The organism is Streptomyces sp. NPDC107575, assembly GCF_055657265.1.
On the sequence record NZ_JBVKBG010000005.1, the window covers coordinates 90594 to 111882 of the forward strand.

The 21289-nt window shown below is 71.4% G+C and carries 19 protein-coding genes; 11 read left to right on the forward strand and 8 right to left on the reverse strand.

Going from position 1 to position 21289, the window contains the following annotated elements; all coding sequences use genetic code 11:
• Window positions 1–34 precede the first annotated feature (34 nt).
• From ACZ7L4_RS25220 to ACZ7L4_RS25230, 3 genes are read left to right on the forward strand one after another with little or no spacing between them, the layout of a single operon-like run.
• The gene (locus tag ACZ7L4_RS25220) at window positions 35–1231 is read left to right on the forward strand and encodes a CaiB/BaiF CoA transferase family protein (protein WP_472105843.1); all 1197 of its coding nucleotides are present in this window, start codon (window positions 35–37) and stop codon (window positions 1229–1231) included.
• Entirely contained in the window at window positions 1224–2057 is an 834-nt protein-coding gene (locus tag ACZ7L4_RS25225; RefSeq protein ID WP_472105845.1) for a citryl-CoA lyase, read from the forward strand. Before ACZ7L4_RS25220 ends, ACZ7L4_RS25225 begins: the two co-directional genes overlap by 8 nt.
• Window positions 2058–2060: 3 nt before the next feature.
• Window positions 2061–2924 (forward strand): dioxygenase family protein, encoded by an 864-nt coding sequence (locus tag ACZ7L4_RS25230; RefSeq protein ID WP_472105846.1) that lies wholly within the window; start codon window positions 2061–2063, stop codon window positions 2922–2924.
• 67 nt (window positions 2925–2991) lie between these two features.
• Here ACZ7L4_RS25230 and ACZ7L4_RS25235 read toward each other — a convergent pair whose 3' ends face one another.
• Window positions 2992–3549, reverse strand: a complete 558-nt coding sequence (locus tag ACZ7L4_RS25235; protein ID WP_472105848.1) for a TetR/AcrR family transcriptional regulator — start codon at window positions 3547–3549, stop codon at window positions 2992–2994.
• Between the two features lie 228 nt (window positions 3550–3777).
• On the opposite strand from ACZ7L4_RS25235, the gene ACZ7L4_RS25240 reads away from it, so the two are divergent.
• The 3 genes from ACZ7L4_RS25240 to ACZ7L4_RS25250 all read left to right on the forward strand — a co-directional run bounded on the left by ACZ7L4_RS25240 (window position 3778) and on the right by ACZ7L4_RS25250 (window position 6342).
• Window positions 3778–4746: an ArsR/SmtB family transcription factor gene (locus ACZ7L4_RS25240; RefSeq protein WP_472105850.1), complete on the forward strand. Its 969-nt coding sequence runs from the start codon at window positions 3778–3780 to the stop codon at window positions 4744–4746.
• 144 nt (window positions 4747–4890) lie between these two features.
• Window positions 4891–5796 (forward strand): hypothetical protein, encoded by a 906-nt coding sequence (locus tag ACZ7L4_RS25245; protein WP_472105852.1) that lies wholly within the window; start codon window positions 4891–4893, stop codon window positions 5794–5796.
• Between the two features lie 81 nt (window positions 5797–5877).
• On the forward strand, window positions 5878–6342 hold the full coding sequence (locus ACZ7L4_RS25250) for a hypothetical protein (protein WP_472105854.1): 465 nt from the start codon (window positions 5878–5880) through the stop codon (window positions 6340–6342).
• 106 nt (window positions 6343–6448) lie between these two features.
• On the opposite strand, the gene ACZ7L4_RS25255 is transcribed toward ACZ7L4_RS25250, so the two are convergent.
• Window positions 6449–7165: a hypothetical protein gene (locus ACZ7L4_RS25255; protein WP_472105856.1), complete on the reverse strand. Its 717-nt coding sequence runs from the start codon at window positions 7163–7165 to the stop codon at window positions 6449–6451.
• A 161-nt stretch (window positions 7166–7326) separates the two neighbouring features.
• Here ACZ7L4_RS25255 and ACZ7L4_RS25260 point away from each other — a divergent pair, with 161 nt between their 5' ends.
• On the forward strand, window positions 7327–8481 hold the full coding sequence (locus ACZ7L4_RS25260; RefSeq protein ID WP_472105858.1) for a serine hydrolase domain-containing protein: 1155 nt from the start codon (window positions 7327–7329) through the stop codon (window positions 8479–8481).
• Between the two features lie 21 nt (window positions 8482–8502).
• Here ACZ7L4_RS25260 and ACZ7L4_RS25265 read toward each other — a convergent pair whose 3' ends face one another.
• The 4 genes from ACZ7L4_RS25265 to ACZ7L4_RS25280 all read right to left on the reverse strand — a co-directional run bounded on the left by ACZ7L4_RS25265 (window position 8503) and on the right by ACZ7L4_RS25280 (window position 12890).
• A complete protein-coding gene (locus ACZ7L4_RS25265) occupies window positions 8503–9468 on the reverse strand; it encodes a carbohydrate ABC transporter permease (RefSeq protein ID WP_472105860.1) in 966 nt (321 codons plus the stop codon).
• A complete protein-coding gene (locus ACZ7L4_RS25270) occupies window positions 9465–10514 on the reverse strand; it encodes a carbohydrate ABC transporter permease (RefSeq protein WP_472105862.1) in 1050 nt (349 codons plus the stop codon). Before ACZ7L4_RS25270 ends, ACZ7L4_RS25265 begins: the two co-directional genes overlap by 4 nt.
• A gap of 13 nt (window positions 10515–10527) precedes the next feature.
• Complete coding sequence (locus tag ACZ7L4_RS25275) at window positions 10528–11799, reverse strand: sugar ABC transporter substrate-binding protein (protein WP_472105863.1); 1272 nt, start codon at window positions 11797–11799, stop codon at window positions 10528–10530.
• Between the two features lie 74 nt (window positions 11800–11873).
• Entirely contained in the window at window positions 11874–12890 is a 1017-nt protein-coding gene (locus ACZ7L4_RS25280; RefSeq protein WP_472105865.1) for a LacI family DNA-binding transcriptional regulator, read from the reverse strand.
• Window positions 12891–13037: 147 nt separating this feature from the next.
• Between ACZ7L4_RS25280 and ACZ7L4_RS25285 the strand changes: the two genes are divergently transcribed.
• Window positions 13038–15140 (forward strand): glycogen debranching N-terminal domain-containing protein, encoded by a 2103-nt coding sequence (locus ACZ7L4_RS25285; protein ID WP_472105867.1) that lies wholly within the window; start codon window positions 13038–13040, stop codon window positions 15138–15140.
• 103 nt (window positions 15141–15243) lie between these two features.
• A complete protein-coding gene (locus tag ACZ7L4_RS25290) occupies window positions 15244–16953 on the forward strand; it encodes a glycoside hydrolase family 13 protein (protein ID WP_472105869.1) in 1710 nt (569 codons plus the stop codon).
• A gap of 14 nt (window positions 16954–16967) precedes the next feature.
• Here ACZ7L4_RS25290 and ACZ7L4_RS25295 read toward each other — a convergent pair whose 3' ends face one another.
• Window positions 16968–17813: a phytanoyl-CoA dioxygenase family protein gene (locus ACZ7L4_RS25295; protein ID WP_472105871.1), complete on the reverse strand. Its 846-nt coding sequence runs from the start codon at window positions 17811–17813 to the stop codon at window positions 16968–16970.
• 117 nt (window positions 17814–17930) lie between these two features.
• Here ACZ7L4_RS25295 and ACZ7L4_RS25300 point away from each other — a divergent pair, with 117 nt between their 5' ends.
• Window positions 17931–18803, forward strand: coding sequence for a cupin domain-containing protein (locus ACZ7L4_RS25300; protein WP_472105873.1), 873 nt, complete (start codon window positions 17931–17933; stop codon window positions 18801–18803).
• Here ACZ7L4_RS25300 and ACZ7L4_RS25305 read toward each other — a convergent pair.
• Window positions 18790–20385, reverse strand: coding sequence for a molybdopterin-dependent oxidoreductase (locus tag ACZ7L4_RS25305; protein ID WP_472105875.1), 1596 nt, complete (start codon window positions 20383–20385; stop codon window positions 18790–18792). The two genes, ACZ7L4_RS25300 and ACZ7L4_RS25305, sit on opposite strands and share 14 nt — an antisense overlap.
• 163 nt (window positions 20386–20548) lie before the next feature.
• On the opposite strand from ACZ7L4_RS25305, the gene ACZ7L4_RS25310 reads away from it, so the two are divergent.
• On the forward strand, window positions 20549–21202 hold the full coding sequence (locus tag ACZ7L4_RS25310; protein ID WP_472105877.1) for a fasciclin domain-containing protein: 654 nt from the start codon (window positions 20549–20551) through the stop codon (window positions 21200–21202).
• Window positions 21203–21289: the final 87 nt, after the last annotated feature.

Consider the following 21289-nt stretch of genomic DNA (forward strand, 5'->3'; position numbering starts at 1 on the left):
CGTCCGGCGTACGGACGCGGAGAGGCCGGCCCCCATGCCGCCAAGCACCCCATCCGACCAACCACCCGCCACAGGCCCCCTGTCGGGCGTCCTCGTCGCAGACTTCTCCCGGATCCTCGCGGGCCCGTACGCGACGATGCTGCTCGCGGACCTCGGCGCCGACGTCATCAAGGTCGAGGGCCCGCGCGGCGACGACACCCGCACGTGGATGCCCCCGGTCCACGACGGCGTGTCGACGTACTACCTGGGCATCAACCGCGGCAAGCGCTCCCTGACCCTGGACCTGAAGGACGCGTCCGACGCCGCCCTCGCGGCCGAACTCGCCGACCGGGCCGACGTGTTGATAGAGAACTTCCGCCCCGGCGCCCTGGACCGCTACGCCCTCGACTTCGCGTCGGTCAGCCGCACGAACCCCGGCGTCGTCTACACGTCGATCACCGGCTTCGGCACCGGCGCGGGCCGCGACGTCCCCGGCTACGACCTGATGGTGCAGGCCATGTCAGGCCTGATGAGCCTGACCGGAGACCCTGAGGGCCCGCCGTTCCGGGCCGGCATCTCCGTCTTCGACGTGATGGCGGGCAACCACGCCGCCATCGGCATCCTCGCCGCGCTGCGCCACCGCGACGCCACCGGCGAGGGCCAGCACGTCGAGGTGAACCTCCTCTCCTCGGCGCTCACCGGCCTCGTCAACCACAGTTCCGCGTACGTCGCCGGGGGCACGGTCCCGTACCGCATGGGCAACGCCCACCCCAGCGTCTTCCCGTACGAGCCACTGCCGACCGCCGACCACGACCTGATCGTCGCCGCCGCCAACGACAGCCAATTCCGGGCGCTCTGCGAGGTGTTGGGCATCCCCGGCACGGCCGACGACCCGCGCTTCGCCCGCAACGCCGACCGCACGGCCCACCGCGACGCACTCCGCCCGATCCTGGTCGAGCGTCTGGCCGCACGCGGCGCACACGAGTGGTTCACGCTCCTCGTGAAGGCCGGAGTGCCCAGCGGCCCGATCAACACCATCGACGGCGGCTTCGCGATGGCCGAGGAGTTCGGCCTGGACCCCGTCGTCACCGTCGGCGAGGGCGACCGCGCCCTGCCCACGACCCGCCACCCGATCCGCTTCTCCGCGACCCCGGCCTCGTACCGTCTACCGCCGCCCGAACTGGACGAGCACGGCGCGGAGTTGCGCACATGGCTGGCACGACCCACGACCACGGAGCCCCCACGTGACTGACGATCGACAACAGCCCTCACCCCCCTCCTACCCCACGGCCCTGGGCGCATCGGACCCGAAGCGGATCACACTCCTCGGCCAGGACCTGGCCGAGGACATCATGGGCTCCGTCGGCTTCGGCGAGCTGGCGTTCTGGCTGGCCACGCAGCGCCGTCCGAGCCCCGGCGAGACCCGCGTCTTCGAAGCCGTCCTGGCCGCGCTCGCCGACCACGGCTTCACCCCCACCGCGATCGTCTCCCGCCTCACGTACCTGTCCGCCCCGGACTCGGTCCAGGGCGCGCTCGCCGCCGGCCTCCTGGGCGGCGGCTCCCGCTTCCTGGGCGTCACGGAGGACACCGGCCACTTCCTCAACGCGGTGGTGACCTCCCTCGGCGACACCCCGCCATCCCCCGACGACGGCTCCGCCTGGGACGCGATCGCGCTCCGCACGCTCCAACACGCCCGTGACGCTCACGAGTTGATCCCGGGCCTCGGCCACCACCTCCACAAGGAGGGCGACCCACGCACCCGGCGCCTGATGGACATCGCGCGCGAGGAAGACGCATTCGGACCACACCTCACCCTCTTCGAGGCCATCGGCCGCACCCACCCGGCCGTCCTCGGCCGCACACTCCCCCTCAACGGCGCCGGAGTGTGCGGCGCCGCCCTGGCCGACCTGGGCCTCCCGCTCCCCCTCCTGCGCGGCTTCGCCCTGCTCGCCCGCACCGCGGGCCTGATCGGGCAACTGGCGGAGGAGATCCGCTCACCCGTCGCCCGGGACATCTTCGCCTCAGTGGAACAGCACAGCACTCCGATCCCACCGACCCCCGCCTCCCCGCAGGAGTAGCCCGTGTCCACCGACGAGCACGACCTCACCGCACTGGCCGCCGAGCGCTGGTCCACCGCCGAATCCCCGCGCCTCGCCGAGCTGATGACCTCCCTCGTCCGCCACCTCCACGCGTACGCCCGCGAGGTCAATCTGACGGAGGACGAATGGGCGGCCGCGATCACCTGGCTCACAGCGGCAGGCCAACTGAGCGACGACAAACGCCAGGAACTCGTCCTCGCCTCCGACGTCCTGGGCCTGAGCATGCTCACCGTGGAACTCGGCCACCGCTTCTCCGAGCGTGCCACGCCCGCCACCGTCCTCGGCCCGTTCCACATCGACGGCTCCCCCGAGGTGCCCTACGCCCACGACATGTCGGACGGCCTCCCCGGCACCCCGCTCTTCCTCACCGGCACGGTCACCGACACCACCGGCACACCGCTCCCCCACGTCGTCCTCGACGTATGGCAGGCCGACACCGACGGCGCGTACGAGTCCCAGGTCCCCGGGATCGACGAGGCCCGGCTGCGCGCGAAGTACACCACCCGTGAGGACGGCACGTACTGCATCCGCACCGTCGCGCCCCGCGGCTACGCCATCCCGATGGACGGCCCGGTGGGCGAGCTCATCCACAAAACCCGGATCAGCCACTTCCGCCCGGCGCACGTGCACTTCCTGATCGACCACCCCGGGCACCGCAGGCTGATCACCCACCTGTTCCGCGCGGGCGGCGAGTACCTGGACAGCGACGTGGTGTTCGGCACGAAGGGCCCGCTGATCGTCCCCTTCACGGAACGCGACCCGGCCTCCGCCCCGCCGCCGGACGGCAGCAAGCTCACGGAGCCGTACCTCCAGGCCGAGTACACCTTCGTCCTGGAACCGGAGTAGCGCCCACTGAGCACGCGCGCGGCCGCGGGACTGTGACGGCTGATGACGAGAAGGTCGTCATCAGCCGTCACAGTGCCGCGGCCAGCACCGCCTCCGCCGCCTTGCGCGCGTGCAGCGCGGCGTCCGCGTCGCCGGAGAACGTCGCGAGGGCCATCGCCCCGTCGAACAGCACGGCCAACTGGGCGCCCACCGCAGCCGAGTTGCGGACGCCGGCGCCCTCGGCCAGCTCGGTGAGGAGCGTGCGCAGGGCCAGCTTGTGGGTCTGGACGGCCTTCACGACGATCGGAGCGGCGGCACCGACCTCGCCGAAGGCCCCCGCGAACACGCAGCCGTGGAAGCCCGGTTGACGGAACCAGTCGTTCAGGAAGTCGAAGGGGCCGAGGATCTTCGCGACGGGATCCTCGATCGAGCCGACGCGCTGCCCGATCGCCGAGCGTGCGATCTGGTCACGCCGGTCGAGACAGGCCGCGAGGAGCAGATCCTTGGAGGGGAACATCTGGTAGAGCCGCTTCAGCGGTACGCCCGCCTCGTCGCGGATCCGGTGCATCGTCACCGTGTGCACACCATGGGTGTAGAACAGCTCGTCCGCCACCTCGACCACGTGAACCCGCAGGTCGTCCGCCATCAACGGGACGCCCCCTCCAAACGACTCGCCGCCGACCAGCCATCAACTCACTGCTCCCGCACGCCCCTTGAGCGCCCGGCGCGCCTCGCGCGCCGCCTTGAGAACCGCCGTTCTCGCCACTATGGTCCCAGCATAGGACACTTCAGGACGGCGCACGTTCCGGTTCACCTGACCACCCCGGAGCGTGTGTCCGGACCACCCAACGCCGTGGCGGATTCGGGGGAAGCCGTGCTGCGTATTCACTTCAGTGCCGGGGATCTGGCCCGCACCAGGATCGCCGAGGAACCTGATCCGCTCTGGGAGATCGTGCTGAGCCTGCATCAGCTCCGGGAGATGCGGCGCGAGCCGGTGCTCAACGCGTGGCGGAGGCGGCAGTGTCCGCGCGACATCAGCGCGTTGCGGATGCTGTCGCCGCTGATGCCGCCGCGCGGCTACTTCCCGGACTTCCTGACGCCCGCCGCGGGCCTCGCCGGGCTCGAGTGCGGAATCGACGCCGTCCTGACCACTCCCCGGCGTCAGCTGCGCGCGGAGATGACGCTGCTGGCGGCGCAGAACGCCACCTTGCCCGCGTGGGCCCGGCCGCTGGCCGCCGGGGACCTCGACGTGGTGCACCGGCTGGGGCGGGCGCTGCGCATCTATCACGCCTCCGTGCTCGCTCCGGCCTGGCCGCGGATCGCGGCGCGCGTCGAGGGCGACCGGCGGCATCGGACCGGTGCGCAGGGCAGGCTCGGCACGGAGGGAATGCTGCGCACCTTCGCGCCCGTACTGCGCTGGGAGGCTCCCGTCCTGGTCGCGGACTACCCCGTGGAGCGGGACATCCACCTCCAGGGGCGCGGGCTGCTCCTCGTGCCCTCGTACTTCTGCCGGCGCACACCGGTCGCGCTCCTCGACGAGGCGCTGTGGCCGGTCCTGGTGTATCCGGCGCTGCCACTGTGCCCTGAGGTGGAGGACGGCCCAGGCCCGAGGCTCGCCCCACTGCTCGGGCACACGCGTGCGGCGGTGCTGCAAGCACTCCAAGAGCCGTGTACGACGACGGAGTTGGCGCGGCTCGCGGGTGTTTCGCTGTCCTCGGCGAGCGAGCACGCGGCGGTGCTGCGGCGTGCGGGACTCGTCGCGAGCACTCGGGAACGCCACCGGATGCATCACAGCCTCACCCAGCTCGGCAGCCACCTGCTGAGCGGAGCCACGGCCGGCTGATTCCGCGCCCGTACACCCCGCCCTCCTCAGCTCTTTCGGGCTCGCCCGAAAGACCTGGGAGCGCCTCCGGCCCGCCTCCTACCTTCAGATCACCGCGACGTTCGCGGAAGGCAGGGCTCCACGGGGGACTCGTACGGAGGCATCATGAGTCGCACATACGCGGTACTGGGGGCGGCGGCCCTCGTGCTCGCCGCCGTCACCGGCTGCGGGGGCGCGCAGGCCGGCACCACGGGTGACGCCCGGCGGGCCGCGTGGCCCACGGATGTCGAGCGCGGCACCTTGGACCGGGCCGAGCAGCTGCTCACCGAGCGCTGCATGGCCCGGCACGAGCAGCCCTATTGGCCGGGCCGGGCGCCGCGCCTCGACGAGATGAAGTCGGTCGGGCTCGTCCTCGACGACGTCGGCTGGGCGCGCAGGAACGGCTACGGCGACCGGCTCGACCGGATGGCGGAGCAGCAGCGCCGGGCGGACCGCAACACCGCTTATTTGAAGGGTCTTTCGGCCGCCGAACGGGCCCGCTGGGAGCGCACGCTCTTCGGTCCGGAGGACGGCCCGACGACCAGTGTCCGGCTGCCCACGGGCGGCCGGACCGGCACCGGCCTCGAGGGCTGCCTCGCGTCGGCCCGCGAGGAGCTGTACGGGGATCTCGGCGAGTGGTTCCGCGCGAGCAGGACCGCACAGGGGCTGACCCCGCTGTACGCCGACAAGGTCACCCGTGACCCGCGGTACACCACCGCGGTCGGCTGGTGGTCGCGGTGCATGCGCGAGAAGGGGTTCTCGTACCGCACTCCGCAACAGATCCGCGACCAACTGCCCGGCCTGGACGCGTCATCGAGTCCGGACCGCGCACACCGCACCCAGGTGCGGCTCGCCGTCGCCGAGGCCAGGTGCGCCCGCTCCACCGAACTCGCCGACCGTGTCCGGTCGTTGGAGCGCTCCTACCGCGACGAGGTCATCGGCACGGCGTACCGAGAGGAGGTCGACACCTATCTGCGCCTGAGTGACGAGGCGCTCGACCGGGCCCGCTCGATCGTCCGCGATCACGACTGAGCCCGTACGGCACCACCGTCAGACACCGATCAGACATCCACCAGACATCGAACGGACCACCTCAACGAGGGGAACACGCACATGCGCACCACCATCACGACCATCGCCACCGTGGGCGTCCTGGGACTGGGGATCTTCGCCCCTGCGGCCGTGGCCCAGACCGCCGGCGCCGACTCCGGCTCGCGGGCGGGGTCCCACAACTGCGACAAGCGGTACAACGCGGCGAAGGCCGGTTACGTGTACTCGTACAACAAGAAGAACTGCTACGGCTACCTCGGCAAGGACAAGGACAACGACCGCAACTGGTCGAAGAGGTCCGACAACAAGGCCACCTCCGTGCTGAACAAGGGCGTCGGCCCGGTCAGCAAGGTGAGGTTCTACCGCCTCCCCGACTACAAGGGTGGCTCCGCCTGCCTCAAGCAGGGCGAGTACTACGCCGCTGACCTGTCGGACAACAAGTTCAGCAACGGGAAGTCGGCCAACAACTCGATCAGCTCCCACAAGTGGATCCGCAACACCACCGACTGCAGCGTCCACCTGACCTGATCCACGGCCCCGCGCGGGACACCGCCGGGGCACGGCGAGGGCCGTCGCGCACTCCTCTCACGGGCAGGGGTACGCGGCGGCTCGTCCCGCGTTCAGGTGGCGTCGGCTACTTCACGGACCCGCGCAGCGCCGCCACGACGAAGCCCACCATGTTGGCCAGGGTGAGCGCCGCGACGATTCCCCAGATGATGGGGAGCGACCGGGCCGGCCAGTCGTTGGTCGTCTGGAGCCAGAGCGTCAGGATGGCGGTGGCGCCGAGCGGGATGCCGTGCAGGCACACCATCCTGCCTGCCGCGTCGTGCCGCCGGTTCCCGCGCGCGAACGCCGACCACACCCCGCCGACCAGCGCGGCCGTTCCGAAGGACAGGCCTGCGAGCGCCCCCGCGAGGCGGTCCGTCGGCCAGTCGAGGGCGCCGTCGGTGGTCTCCTGATGCTCCCCGTCCGCGTCGCGCAGTTCGACGACGTCGCCGCGCCAGATCAGCCCGACGACCTTGTCCTTCGGTTCGAGCCCCGAGGCCACGGGGTTGGCGTCCCGGAACGTCACGTGCCACGGCTTGCCCGACGGCAGCAGCAGCTCTGCCTCCGGCGACTCGGACCTCGACGAACGGTGCAGGTCCACGCCGCGCACGGTGAACTTCTGCTGCCACCGGCAGTCCGACGCCCGCACCGGGACAGCGGCACACACCGGTGCCGCCCGGAAGTCCCGCTCCCGTTCCTGCGCCGCCCGGAACTCGGGGACCATCACCGCCCCCACGGCGAGCATCACCACCCCGCCCAGCACCCACATGAGGATCCGTGAGCCTCTGCCACTCGTGCCTGCCACCCCGCCACCCGCCCTCGCTCCGCCGACTCGGCCCCGACATGGGATCACAGGCGGGTCCATGGGCCTCATGCCGGGCTCGGCCGGGGCGCCGCACACCCTCTTGACACGTGCAAGTGCCGGTGATCGGTTGGGCGCACGCGTCGATCGATCGAGGGAGAGCGATGAGGGCATCGGGTCTTTCGGAGTTGCACGGTCCGCTGTCGGGGCGTGCCGACGCCCGTCTCGAGGGGGTCGTCGACCGGCTCGACCGTCTTCTGTCGGCCGATCCCGACCTGTCGTTCCAGGTCGCCGCGTACGTCGACGGGCGCATCGCCCTCGACGCCCACGGCGGGCCGCACCTGGGGCGTGACTCGCTGATCGTGCCGTTCTCGACGTCGAAGAACATCATCGGTGTCTCGGTCGGCCTCCTCGTCGAGCGCGGACTCCTGGACCTCGACGCGACGGTGGCCTCGTACTGGCCCGAGTTCGGGCAGGCAGGAAAGGAGCGGGTCACCGTACGGCAGCTGCTGTCGCACCAGGCGGGACTTCCGGAGGCGCAACCACGCCTGGCCTGGGACGAGTTGCTGGACCACCACAAGGGCGCCGAACGTCTCGCCGCGACACGGCCGCTCTGGCATCCCGGGTCGGCCTTCGGCTACCACGGCCTGACGATCGGGAACCTCGCCGCCGAGCTGATCTTCCGGATCACCGGCCGCACGCTCCACGACTTCTACGAGGAGGAGATCCGCCGGCCTCTCGGCGCCGAGTTCTACCTCGGCCTGCCCGAGGGGCAGGGCCTGGAGGAGCGGCGCGTGGACGTCCTCCCGATGATCCCGCCGCTCGGCGAGCCCCCGAAGCCGGACGGCCCGCCGCACGCGATGCAGCGGCTGACCTTCGGGCCCCGGCCAGGGCCACCCATCCACCTCGCCAACGACGAGCGGTCCTGGCGCTTCGGACACCCGGCGGGCTCGGCGACGGCCGACGCCCTCGGCATCGCCACGCTGCTGGCGGCCGCGGTGACGGGTGTCGAAGGCACCGCGCCGCTGCTGAGCCCCGACACCGTCGCCACGGTCGGCCAGCAACAGGTGCGCGGCTACGACGAGGTGCTCGACCAGCAGGACCGCGCCCACGCCATCGTCTTCCAGAAGCCGAGCAAACAACTGGCGTGGGGCGGCCCGCGCAGCTTCGGCCACGACGGCGCGTGCGGCGCACTGGGCTGCGTCGACCCGGACACGGGCGTGGCCTTCGCCTACACGGTGGCGCGGGGGCCGTGGCCGGGCGGCGCGGATCCGCGGGCGGTCGAAGTGGCGCGCACGATCGGGGACCTGGTGGGGTGACCCGGCGCCGCCCCGCCCGGCTCACTCCTTGACGGACCCCGCGTTCGCCCCGCGCACGAAGTGCCGCTGGAACGCGAAGAACAGGATCGCCACGGGGATCGTCGCCAGGGCCGCCGCGGCCAGCTTCAGCGGGTACTGGTTGCCGCCTCCGAGGCCGCCGGCCACGAAGCGGGCGAGGCCGGTGGTCAGGGTCTCGTACTGCTCGGACTGCGTGGCGACCAGGAAGTGGGTGAACTCGTTCCACGAGCCCTGGAAGGAGAGGATCGTGAGCGTGATCAGGGCGGGGCGGGCCATGGGCAGGACCACCGACCAGAATGTGCGGAAGGTGCCGGCCCCGTCGATCCGGGCCGCCTCCTCCACCTCGCGCGGCAGTTGCTCGAAGAACTGCTTCATGATGAAGATCCCGGCCGCGTCCACGAGCAGCGGGACGACCATGCCCGAGTAGCTGTCGAACATGTAGAAGGTGTTCAGGACCAGGAACTTGGGGATCAGGAGCACGATTCCGGGGACCGCCATCACCGCGAGGACGAAGACGTTCAGCACCGCGCGGCCGCGGAAGCGGAGCCTCGCGAGGGCGTACCCGGCCATCGAGTCGAACAGGACGCGGCCCGCCGTGACCAGCGTGGTGACCACGAAGGAGTTGGTCAGCCAGCGCAGGAACGGCACGCTCTCGCCCGCGTCGGCGATGCCGAAGAGCCGCTGGTACGCGGCCGTGGACGGGGTCGTCGGCCACAGCGCGAGCGGGTTGGCGGAGGCGTCCGCGTCGGTTTTGAGGCTGTTGGCTATCTGGAGCGCGAAGGGCAGTACGTAGAGCAGGCCGACGGCCAGGGCGAAGGCGTAGCCGAGGATGCGGAAGGACCGGGGGAAGCGCCCCAGGACCGGGCGTTCGGGGACCTGCTTCGGACGGGGAGCCTTCGCCGGATCCGGGGCGGGGCGGGGCATCCGGGCGGTGTCGTCGGTGGCGGCGGCGTTCTCGGTGAGCGTCATGCCGGGCGTCCTTCCTTGCCCTGCCGCTCGCGCAGCAGCCACCGCTGCGCGCCGACGAGCACCAGGATCAGCGCGAACAGGATGAAGGCGATGGCCGCGCCCTGGCCGTAGTCGGCGTTGTCGAAGGCGGCCTGGTAGGAGAGGTAGGCGGGGGTGAGCGTGGTGTTCGCGGGGGCGCCCTGGCCCATCACGTACACCATGTCGAAGACCTGCCAGCTGCCGATCAGAGCGAGGGTCAGGACGAGGAAGAGCACCGGGCGGATCGCGGGGAGCGTGACGTGCCAGAGCATGCGGCGCCGGGTGACGCCGTCGAGCGCCGCGGCCTCCTCCAGCTCGCGCGGCACGTTCTGGAGCGCCGCCAGGAAGATCAGCATGAAGGTGCCGGACGAGGTCCAGGTCGCCATGAGGATCATGGTGCACATGGCGATGGACGGGCCCGCGAGCCATTCGCTGAGCGGCAGGCCCATGAGAACGTGGCTCGCGCCGGGTGGGTGGGCCGGGTCGACGAGGCCGAGGCCGCCGAGCGCCGTCCACACCAGACCGCGCGAATCGGTGAGCCAGTTCGGGCCCTTGATGCCCACCCAGGACAGCAGGTTGTTGATGGCTCCGCTGCCCTGGAAGAGGAACAGGAAGACCGTGGAGACGGCGATGGTGGAGGTCACCGAGGGGAAGTAGAAGGCGGTGCGCAGCATGCCGCGCCCCTTCAGCATCCGCTGGTTGACGACGAGGGCGAGGGCGAGCGCGAGCCCGGTGGACAGGGGCACGGCGAGCAGCACGTAGTACGCGTTGTTGCGCAGCGAGGTCGCGAGCAGGGTGCGGTCCAGGCCGTCCCGTGTGAGGAGGTCCCGGTAGTTGTCGAGGCCGACGAAGGTGGCCTTGCCGCCGGTGAACGGGTTCGACTGGCCGTCCCAGTGCAGCAGTGACACCCACAGCGCCATGAGGATCGGCAGGGCGAGGAACAGGCCGAGCACGAGGACCATGGGGCTGACGAACAGCCACCCCCAGGCGCCCTCGCGGCGGCGGGCCAGGGAGGTGGGGCGTGTCACCGCTGGGCCTCCTTCATGACCGGTTCGCCGTTGCGCTGCAGTTCCCGAGGACGGACTTCGGCGACGCCGACCTGAGGTTCAGGAGTTCGCTGTTGAACTGGGCGAGCGGCTTGTCCATGCCCTTGACGGTGGTCGGGCCCTGAACGCCCTCGGCCATCGGCGACCACGGCTCGAAGTCGGGGTGGCGCGCGAAGTAGGCCTCGGCGGAGGACTCGCGGACCGGGATCGCGCCGAACTTCTCGGCCATAGCCTGCTGCTGCTCGGACGTCGACAGGTACTGGACGAGGTCGACGGCGGCGTCCCGGTGCCGGGACTTCTGGGCGACGCCCCAGCAGGTGGTGAACGCGAGATTGCCCTTGCCGCCAGGGCCCTCGGGCAGGTCGAACAGCCGGTAGTCGGTGTCCGGGTAGTCGTGGGCGAGCTGTCCGTCGAGCCAGCTGCCCTCGATGGTCATGGCGGCCTTGCCCTGCCCGAAGGCCTCACCGGCGTTGAGGGCGTCGACCTGCTTGGAAAACTTCCACCAGCCGGCGTTCAGGCCCTTCTTGACGAAGTCGAGGCCCTTCTCGTTCGCCTTCGAGTCGGCCGTCATCCGCGTCTGCGACGCGTTGGTGACCCAGCCCCCGGCCTGCTTCATGAAGGCGCCGAGGCGCTGGTACTCCTCGGAGGTGACGAGCCCGGTGACCTTCCCCTTGGTGAGCTTCTTCGCGACGCGTTCCAGGTCGTCCCAGGTCCTGGGGCGGTCCTTGTCGGTCAGGCCCGCGGCCTTCCACAGCTTCGGATTGACCGCGAGCGCCAGCGAGCTGCCGTCCTTGGGGACACAGGTCTGCTTGCCGTCGTTCGAGAACGACGCGAGGAGCGACTTGGGGTACGCGTCGAGGTTCCAGATCTTGTCGCCGTACGGGTAGAGGGACCCGCCCTGGGCGTAGTTGGCGAACTGGTCGGAGTTGACGTAGAAGACGTCCGGCGGGTTGCCGCCCGAGAACGCCTGGCCGAGCTGCTGGTTGATGTCCGCGGCGGTCTGCACCGTGACCTGGTTGCCGGACGTCTTCTCGTAGCCCGCCACGGCCTGCCTGACGGCGGTGGTCTCCGCGGTGCTGGAGGGGGCGATGAGCACGGTCAGGTGCTGCTTGCCCGCCCGGGTCTGCTGCTGCCCGCCGGAGCTGCCGAAGCCCGAGCCGCACCCCGCGGTGGCGAGGACCGCGAGGCCGCTCAGCACGGCTGTCGTCGTACGGGCGGTCGTACGGGTGCGGGCGCGGGCATGCGTGTGCGGTCGCGGGGGTGCCATGCGGTTTCCTTCACGGGTGGGTGCGGCGCTGCGGCTCGGTGCGAAGCGTCGTGCGGGTGCGGGGGCGTGAGGTGTCAGCGGGTGACGGTGCTGGCGCGCTGCTTCAACTGCGGGGCGAGCAGGACGTGTTCGGGTGCGCGCTGCGGTTCGGCGAGGCGGCCGAGCAGCAGGCGTACGCACTCGCGGCCGACGTCCTCCAGTGGCTGGGCCACGCTGGTCAGGCTCGGCGTGAGCAGTTCGGCGGCGGGCGAGTCGTCGAAGCCGACCACGGCCACATCACGGCCCGGCGTCAGGTCCCGTTCCGCGAGGGCCCGGTAGGCGCCGATGGCGAGGGTGTCGCTCGCGGCGACGACGGCGGTGGCTCCGGTGTCGAGCAGTGCGGCGGCCGCGACGCGTGCGGCCGCCGCATCGTCGGCGGATTCCGCCCGCAGGCCGCGCGAGGACAGTCCGTGCCGGCGCATGGCCTCGCGCCAGCCCGCGGCGCGGTCGTCGCCGACGCCGGAGCCGCGCGGCCAGCCGAGGAACGCGATGCGCCGGTGACCGAGTTCGACGAGGTGCTCGACGGCGGCGTCGGTGCCCGCGCCGCCGTCGACGTCGACCCAGTCCCCGATCTGCCGTCCCGACCATTTGCGGCCGAAGGCGACGAACGGGATGTCGTGCCGTTCGAGCCACGCCTGCCGCTGGTCGCCCCGTCCGGTTCCGGTGAGCACGAAGCCGTCCACGCTGTAGTCGTCGACGAGTTCCTGGTACGCCTCCAGGGCCGAACTGGCGGCGGGGGCCGCGAACAGGAGAACGCGGTGGCCCGCCGCGTCGGCACTCTCGGCGAGGGCGTGCAGGAAGCGGTCCATCACGGGGGCGGTGCCGCCGGCCGGGACGGGTTCGAAGCCGTAGCCGATCAGTTTGCTGGAGCGGGTGCGCAGCGTCTGGGCGGCGCGGTGCGGGCGGTAGCCCGTGGCCTCGATGGCCTGCTGCACGCGCTCAAGGGTGTCGGGGCGCAGCAGGTCCGGGGAGTTCAGCGCGTTGGAGACGGTCTGGGGTGAGACTCCGGCCCGCTTCGCCACCATCGTCAGCGTGACACGTCCGGTCGACACCATGTCTCTCCACCCGATTCCCTCAACGCTGTTCCACAGCACCGATCACTGAAAAATTGGAACGCTCCAAAACCTTGTGAGCAGCAGTGGACTGTGACTACGTTCTTTGGAACGCTCCAATGGCTGAGAGATTGGTACCTGCGCTCCATGACTGTCAAGACCCCTGAGGCGACCGAGGACATGAACACGGCCGCCGAGGCCGGCCTGCAGCCCTTCCTGCACGACGCGATCGTCACGATGCGCGCACCGAGCTTCGTCGTCTCCCGCCCCGACGGCCGCTTCGCCGGCGGCGCGGACGGCTTCTTCCACGGGGAGCGTCGAGCCCTGTCCCGTCTCGACATCGCCGCGGAGGGCATTCCCCTTGCCTGGGTGGTCGGCGGCCTCGAGGGCGCGGACCGTGCCACCTTCCGCACGATCCTGCGGGGCGCCGCCGAGACCACGCCCGACCCGGCCGTGGTCCTCACCCGCCACCGGCACACCGAGGCGGGCTGCTTCACCGACCGCGTCGAGGTGGTCAACTCCGGCCGGATACCCGTCGAGTTCCGGCTCACGGTGACCGCCGGCACCGATCTGGCCACCACGGAACAGGTCAAGTCGGGGACACACGTGGCCGACGCCGAGGTCACCACGGGTGCGTCCGGCGCCCTGGCCTGGTCCGACGACACGTACACGGTGTGCCTCGCGAGCACCCGCCCCGCCGTCCCCGGTACGACGCCGGGGACGCTGCACTACGACCTCGTCCTCGCGCCCGGCGAGCGGTGGGAGACCGAACTCGTCTGTACCGCGAAGGACGCCCAGGGTGTCCCCTTCCCCGCCCCGGAGGCCGCCGCGCCCGCCGCCTGGGCCAGGCCCGAACTGCGCAGCGCCGACCGCTCGTTGGACCGCTGGATCACCCAGGCCGACGCGGACCTCGACGGTCTGCTGCTCGCCGATCCGGAGCACCCGGCCGACCTCTTCCTCGCGGCGGGCGCCCCGTGGTTCGCCACGCTCTTCGGCCGCGACTCGCTGTGGGCGGCCCGCATGCTGCTGCCCCTCGGCACCGACCTCGCCGCCTCGACGCTGCGGGTGCTGGCGCGCCGCCAGGGTCGGATCGACGACCCGCGCACCCAGGAGCAGCCCGGCAAGATCCTGCACGAGGTGCGGCGCGGCGGCCTGCGCCTGGACGGCGGGGACATCGACCTGCCGCCGGTCTACTACGGCACGATCGACGCCACCCCGCTGTGGCTCACCCTGCTGCACGACGCCTGGCGCTGGGGTCTGCCCGCCGAGGACGTCGAGGCGCTGCTGCCGCACGCCGAGGCCGCGCTCGCCTGGATGCGTGACTTCGGCGACGCGGACGGCGACGGTTTCCTGGAGTACGTCGACACCACCGGCAAGGGCCTCGCCAACCAGGGCTGGAAGGACTCCGGCGACTCCGTGCGCTTCCGCGACGGCGGCTTCGCCGAGGCACCGGTGGCGCTGTGCGAGGTGCAGGCGTACGCGTACGAGGCCGCTCGCGGCGGCGCCGCGCTCCTGCGGGCGTTCGGCCGGGGCGGGGCCGACGAGTGGGAGGAGTGGGCCGAGCGCCTCAAGAACCGCTTCCGCAGCGCCTTTTGGGTCGAGGACGCCCACGGCGCGTATCCGGCGATCGCCCTGGACGGGACGAAGCGCCCCGTCGACTCGGCGACCTCCAACATCGGCCATCTGCTCGGCACCGGCCTGCTCGACCGCGCGGAGAGCGAGCTGGTCGCGAAGCGCCTCACGGGGTCGGACTTCGACTCCGGATTCGGCCTGCGCACCATCACGTCCGACTTCCCGCGCTACAACCCCACGGGCTACCACCTGGGTTCGGTGTGGCCGCACGACACGGCCATCGCCGTGCAGGGCCTGGCCCGCGCGGGCCTCGGCGAGGCCGCGGGTCAGCTCGCCACCGGTCTCATCCGCGCGGCGGACGGCTTCGACTCCCGCCTGCCGGAGCTGTTCGCCGGATACGGCGCGGACGAGAGCCGCCACCCGGTGCCGTACCCGGCGTCCTGCCGCCCGCAGGCCTGGGCCGCCGCCTCGGCCATCCACGTCACGGGCGCGCTGCTCGGCCTGACCGCGAACGTGCCCGACGGCACCGTCACCGTCGCCGCCGAAGTGCACCCGGACTTCCGGCCGTTGCGCCTGTCCGGCCTGCGGGTCGTCGGCGCCCCGATGGAGATCGAGGTGGCCGCGGACGGCACACCGACGGTCACGGCGCCCTCCGGGATCACGGTCCGCACGGCCTGACGCCACCCGTCACACCGCCGGGCCGGCACCCACCAGGGGTGTCGGCCCGCGCCCCCTTGTCCCGGCACCACCTTCACCAGCAAGCACCGGAGAGCCCACCCGGATGACCACCGCCCCCGCACACCCGTCCGCGCCCGTACCGGCGACGACCCTTCCGACCGAGACCGCACCCCGCCCGCCCTGGTGGCGCGACGCCGTCATCTACCAGGTGTACGTGCGCAGCTTCCGTGACAGCACGGGCGACGGCGTCGGCGACCTCGAAGGGGTCCGCGCCGGACTCCCCTACCTCAAGCGCCTCGGCGTGGACGGTCTGTGGCTCACGCCGTTCTACCCGTCGCCGCAGCGCGACCACGGCTATGACGTCGCCGACCACCGTGACGTCGATCCGGCCTACGGCGATCTCGCCGCCTTCGACCGGCTGATCGCCGACGCGCACCGGCTCGGCCTGCGCTGCCTCGTCGACGTCGTGCCGAACCACTGCTCCAGTGACCATCCGTGGTTCCAGCGGGCGCTGCGCGAGGGCCCCGGGGGTGGTGCCCGGAAGCTGTTCCACTTCGCCGAGGGTCGTGGCGAGCGCGGCGAGCTGCCGCCCAACAACTGGCACGCCATGTTCGGCGGCCCGGCCTGGACCCGTGTCACCGAACCCGACGGCACACCGGGCCAGTGGTACCTCCACCTGTTCACGCCCGACCAGCCCGACCTCAACTGGCGCCACCCGGACGTCGCCGAGCACTTCGAGGACGTGCTGCGCTTCTGGCTCGACCGGGGCGTCGACGGCTTCCGCGTCGATGTCGCGGTCGGCCTGTTCAAGCACCCCGACCTGCCCGACGCGGAGGACCCGGCGGTCGACGAGCGCACGCACGACGCGCGCAATCCGCTCGCCTGGAACCAGCCCGAGGTGCACGATGTCTGGCGCCGCTGGCGGGAGATCGGCGAGCAGTACACGGCCCGCGACGGCCGCGAGCGCCTGCTGGTCGGCGAGGTCTCCGTGCCGACCCCCGCAGAGCAGGCGGCCTACGTAGGGCCGGACGAGTTCCACCAGGCGTTCTTCTTCCACCTGTTGAACGCTCCGTGGGACGCCGGCACCTTCCGCGAGGTCATCACGGGCGCGCTCGACGACATCGCGGTCTCCGGCTCCACGGTGACCTGGGTCCTCAACAACCACGACATCGTGCGAACGGTGACGCGCTACGCGGCGCCGGCCACCCCCGAAGAACCGGCCCCGCACCTCACACCGGAACTGCGCCGCCTGGGCGCCGACCGGGCCCGCGCGGGCGCGCTGCTGATGCTGGCCCTGCCCGGGGCCTCGTACCTCTACCAGGGCGAGGAGCTGGGCCTGCCCGAGGTCACGGACCTGCCCGACGACTTGATCACGGATCCGGTGTTCCACCGCACGGGCAGCCGCTACCGCATCCGGGACGGTTGCCGCATCCCGCTGCCGTGGGCCGGCGAGACGGCACCCTTCGGCTTCAGTGGGGAGCCGGCCGACACCTGGCTGCCGCAGCCGGAGTGGTTCGCCGCCCACACCGCCGAGCGCGCCCAGCGGGACACGGACTCCTTCTGGCACCTGTACCGGGACGCCCTGCACCTGCGCCGTACGCTGCCGCAGCTGGGCGAGGGCCCGTTGCGCTGGCTGCCCTCGGGCCCGCAGGTGCTCGCCTTCGCGCGCGGCGACGGCCTGGTGTGTGCCGTGAACTTCGGCGACACACCGGCCCCCGCGCCTGCCCCCGGCACCCCGCTCCTGTCGAGCGGACCGTGCCCCGAGGGTCTCCTCCCGCCGAACACGGCGGCGTGGTGGGCGGCTTCCGGGTGACCGGCGGTGGCTGACTACGCGGTCCACCCGCTGTCGTAGAGCACCGGGTTGAACGGGGTGTCCGGGACCTGGCCGATGTCGGTCCCGGGCAGCCAGCCGCGGTCGGCGACCTGGTTGTCGTTGGTGGGCTCGGCGACGCGGATGTCGGCGTCCATGTAGATCACGGTCATCACACGGCGCGGCTCGGTGCCCCGGTTGGGACCCGCGTGGTGGAAGGTCCAGCCGCGGTGGAAGCTGGCGTCGCCGAGCGCGAAGGGTTCGACGACATCCTCGAAGTGCTGTGCGGCGACGGTCTCCTTGAGGCGGGCCTCGGACTCGTCGGAGATCGGCAGATCGCGTCCGTACGAGAACTGGTGGCTGCCGCGGGCGAAGGCGAGAGGCCCCATGTCGAGCGGCGTCTCCTGCAAGGGAATCCAAACCGTGACGCAGCGGTCCGAGGACAGTGGCCAGTAGTACTGATCGGCGTGCCACGGTGTGATGCCGCCCAACGGCTCCTTGTACAGCGCCTGGTCGTGGTAGAGGCGAACGGCGTGCACCCCGAGCAGTTCGGCGGCGATCCTCGCGAGACGCCGCGAGAACACCAGCTCTCTCACCTTCTCGTTCTGCTGCCACAGATTGCACACCTGAAGGAACGCCTTGCCGTAGGTGTCACGCTCGGCGAGGGGCGTGTCCTGGGTGTTGAGCCGGATCACCTCGGAGGTGACGGTCGGCTCGTACGCCGCGATGGTCTCCGGGGAGAGCACGCCCGACAGGTGCACGAACCCGTCGCGGTTGAAGTCGGCGGTGGCGGTGGGCGGGAGGCCCTCGTAGGGGCGGTCCAGCTCGGCGGCGGGGGCGGTGGTGAGCGCGGTGTGTGTCATGGATCCACGGTGGCAGGCGCGCGCGTCCGCCTCCACGCCTCATGTGCCCATTTCCGATACTCAGTTGCCCCTCCTCCGAGACCGCTTGGCGGCCGCCCCCGCCGTACGCTGTCGTGCGTGAAACCCCGCTTCGAATCCCCCGGCACCCCCGCCGACACCACCTGGAAGTGCTTCATCCGCCGGGAGGAGTCGTTCGGGTTCACCTGGCACCACCACACCGAGTACGAACTGACCTTGATCACCGAGGGCACGGGAACGCGCTACATCGGTACCACCGTCGAGCCCTACCGCCCGGGCGACCTGGTGCTGATCGGCCCCGACCTGCCGCACGCCTTCAGCGCGGCGCCGTACGAGGGCGGCATGGCCGAGGCGGCGGTGGCGCAGTTCCGGGGCGACTTCCTGGGCCGGGACTTCCTGGCGCTGCCCCAGTTCCGCGCCGTCGCGGCCCTGCTGGCCCGGGCCGGGAGCGGCCTCCTGTTCACCCCTGCGCCCGCGACCGTGCAGCGCAACCTGACGGCGCTCCCCGCCGAGGCCCCCGCTCCCGCGACGATCCAACTCCTCTCCATCCTCGACGAGTTGACGGAGGAGGAGCCCCGCTCCCTCACGGGCCCCGGCTACACTGCCGCTCCCGCCGGGGACATCAGCCGCCGCATCGACAAGGTCTGCCGCCACCTGGAGCACGCCCACACCGGCCCGGTCGCGCTCCCCGAAGTGGCGGCGCTCGTCCACATGGCGCCGACCTCGTTCAGCCGCTTCTTCCACCGCACGATGGGCCGCACCTTCACCGACTACGTCAACCAGCTCCGCATCGAGACGGCCTGCCACCTCCTCACCGACACCGACCTCCCGATCACCGAGATCGCCACCCGCAGCGGCTACCAGAACCTCTCCAACTTCAACCGCCGCTTCCTGGAGTCCCGCCGGATCCGGCCACGGGAGTACCGGGACGCCCATCACCGGCCGCCGAGCCTGTCGCTCAGCCGACGGTGACCACCACCGAGTGCCACCCTGACGCCCCGTCGGGGATGGTCGGTGTGCGCTTCGCGGTCTGGGTGGCGCCGGTGCGGTCGGTGGCCCGGACGGTGAGGGTGTGGCTGCCCTTGGTGGCCTTCCATTCGTGGGACCACTGCCGCCAGGTGTCGCGGGTGTCCTCGGCGGCGAGGCGGGCCTCCTGCCACGGGCCGTCGTCGACGCGGACCTCGACCTTGTCGATGCCGCGGTGCTGCGCCCAGGCGACGCCGGCGACCATGACGGTGCCCGCCTTGGGGCGGGCGAAGGGTTTGGGTGTGTCGATGCGGGACTGGGTCTTGATGGGGGCGCGCCGGGCCCACTTCCGCTTGACCCAGTACGGGTCGTAGGCGTCGAACGTCGTCAGCTCGATGTCCCGGATCCATTTGCAGGCGGACACATAGCCGTACAGGCCGGGGACGAGCATGCGGACGGGGAAGCCGTGCTCGAAGGGCAGCGGCCGGCCGTTCATGCCGACGGCGAGCATCGCGTCCCGTCCGTCCATCACGTCCTCGACCGGGCTGCCGATGGTCATGCCGTCCACGGAACGTGCCACCAACTGGTCCGCGGGACCGCCGTTCGACGGAGGTTCGACCCCGCACCGCTTCAGGAGGTCGGCCAGACGGACCCCGATCCAGCGGGCGTTGCCGGCGTAGGGGCCGCCGACCTCGTTGGACACGCAGGTCAGGGTGATGGTGCGTTCGATGAGCGGCAGCTTCAGCAGGTCGGCGAAGGAGAGGGTGAGTTCGCGGGCGACGCCCTTGCCGTGGATGCGCAGCTTCCAGGTGGTGGCGTCGACCTTGGGGACGACCAGGGCGGTGTCGACGCGGTAGAAGTCCGTGTTGGGTGTCACGTACGGGCTGATGCCGTTGATGCGCAGGGCGGCGCCGCGTGGTGTGGGGGCGGCCTGCGACGAGGGCGCGGGCAGCACCACGTCCTTGCGTGAGGCGACGGCGTTCTGCCCCTGGGAGCCGTTCAGTGCACGGCCGAGCACGCCGGCGCCGGTCGAGGCGGCCGCCGCGGCGGTAGCGGCGATGATGAATCCGCGCCGGCCCCACCCTGGTTCACCGGGGTCGCCCGTCGCCGCGTCCCGGGCGGGAGGGGCGAGGCGTCCGGTCAGCCAGTACAGCAGGGCGGCGCCGACGGCCGCGCCCGCCAGGGACGGCAGGGCGTCGGTCACGCTCGTCGAGTCGGGCCTGCTGATCGCGGCCAGCGCGCCGATGCCACCGAAGACCAGCACGCCGAGCGAGCCGACGAGTCGCCATCGGGTGGCCACCATGCCCAGGGTCAGGGCCAGGGCCGCGAGCACGGCGAGGATGCCGAGTTGCAGCACCAGCTTGTCGTTCGTGCCGAACTGCCGAATCGCCCAGTCCTTCACGGCGGGCGGGGTGCGGTCGATGGCCGCCCCGCCGACCGCGACGACCGGTCCCGACTCGGACCGCACGGCCGCGGAGACCAGTTCCGCGACTGCGATGGCCGTGTATCCGGCGAGCAGCCCGCTCAGCGCTCCGAGAGCCAGGCGCTTTGTGACGCGCGGCCGGTGGTGTGTCACGTTGCCGTCCATGCCCCGGAATACGTTCTCGCGCGGGGCTCGGATTGGTCGGTGTCACCCTGGACCGCCGGTCTTCACCCGTTCGGGGAATCGACCAATCCGCATTCCCGTCCACACCGGATTACGTGTGTCGGGAGCGAAGAGGCTCCCACTGATCCGATCGTGAGGGATTGCCATGCGCACTCGAACCCGTCGTGCCGCCGTCGCCGTCGCTGCTGCCGCAGCCATGCTGCCGCTGGCTCTGACCGCCTGCTCCGACAGCGGTTCCAAGGACAGCGGCTCCGACAGCACCTCCTCTTCAGCGTCCAAGGGGACCGACAGGACCAGCCCCTCGGACGACACCTCGACCATGAGCAAGCCGTTCGGCCCCGGCTGTTCGTCGGTGCCCAAGGACGGTGCGGGGTCCTTCGACGGCATGGCGAAGGACCCGGTCGCCACCGCCGCCTCGAACAACCCGGACCTGTCCACCCTGGTGACCGCGGTGAAGAAGGCAGGACTGGTCGACACCCTCAACAACGCCGAGAACGTGACCGTCTTCGCGCCCACCAACGACGCCTTCGCCAAGATCCCGAAGGCGGACCTGGACAAGGTCCTCAACGACAAGGCGCAGCTCACCCAGATCCTTACCTACCACGTGGTCGGCAAGAAGCTCACGCCGAAGGACCTGGAGAAGGGCTCGTTCGAGACGCTGGAGAAGTCGAAGCTGACCACCGCGGGCTCCGGGGAGTCCTACAAGGTCAACGGCTCGGCGAACGTGGTCTGCGGCAACGTCAGGACCGCCAACGCCACCGTCTACATCATCGACAGCGTGCTGATGCCCAAGAGCTGAGCCCGGGAGCAGGCGCCCTCACACCGCCGCTCCACCAATCCACCGCGTGATCGGCTCCGGATTACCCGTGAGACAGCATTCGCGGGC

Excerpts from the sequence above, each read along its gene's own strand:
- ACZ7L4_RS25260 (WP_472105858.1), top strand. The coding sequence starts at position 7,327 with ATGAGGGCATCGGGTCTTTCGGAGTTGCACGGTCCGCTGTCGGGGCGT.
- ACZ7L4_RS25310 (WP_472105877.1), top strand. The coding sequence starts at position 20,549 with ATGCGCACTCGAACCCGTCGTGCCGCCGTCGCCGTCGCTGCTGCCGCA.
- ACZ7L4_RS25290 (WP_472105869.1), top strand. The coding sequence starts at position 15,244 with ATGACCACCGCCCCCGCACACCCGTCCGCGCCCGTACCGGCGACGACC.
- ACZ7L4_RS25220 (WP_472105843.1), top strand. The coding sequence starts at position 35 with ATGCCGCCAAGCACCCCATCCGACCAACCACCCGCCACAGGCCCCCTG.
- ACZ7L4_RS25265 (WP_472105860.1), bottom strand. The coding sequence starts at position 9,468 with ATGACGCTCACCGAGAACGCCGCCGCCACCGACGACACCGCCCGGATG.
- ACZ7L4_RS25245 (WP_472105852.1), top strand. The coding sequence starts at position 4,891 with ATGAGTCGCACATACGCGGTACTGGGGGCGGCGGCCCTCGTGCTCGCC.
- ACZ7L4_RS25235 (WP_472105848.1), bottom strand. The coding sequence starts at position 3,549 with ATGGCGGACGACCTGCGGGTTCACGTGGTCGAGGTGGCGGACGAGCTG.
- ACZ7L4_RS25305 (WP_472105875.1), bottom strand. The coding sequence starts at position 20,385 with ATGGACGGCAACGTGACACACCACCGGCCGCGCGTCACAAAGCGCCTG.
- ACZ7L4_RS25275 (WP_472105863.1), bottom strand. The coding sequence starts at position 11,799 with ATGGCACCCCCGCGACCGCACACGCATGCCCGCGCCCGCACCCGTACG.
- ACZ7L4_RS25285 (WP_472105867.1), top strand. The coding sequence starts at position 13,038 with ATGACTGTCAAGACCCCTGAGGCGACCGAGGACATGAACACGGCCGCC.
- ACZ7L4_RS25295 (WP_472105871.1), bottom strand. The coding sequence starts at position 17,813 with ATGACACACACCGCGCTCACCACCGCCCCCGCCGCCGAGCTGGACCGC.
- ACZ7L4_RS25250 (WP_472105854.1), top strand. The coding sequence starts at position 5,878 with ATGCGCACCACCATCACGACCATCGCCACCGTGGGCGTCCTGGGACTG.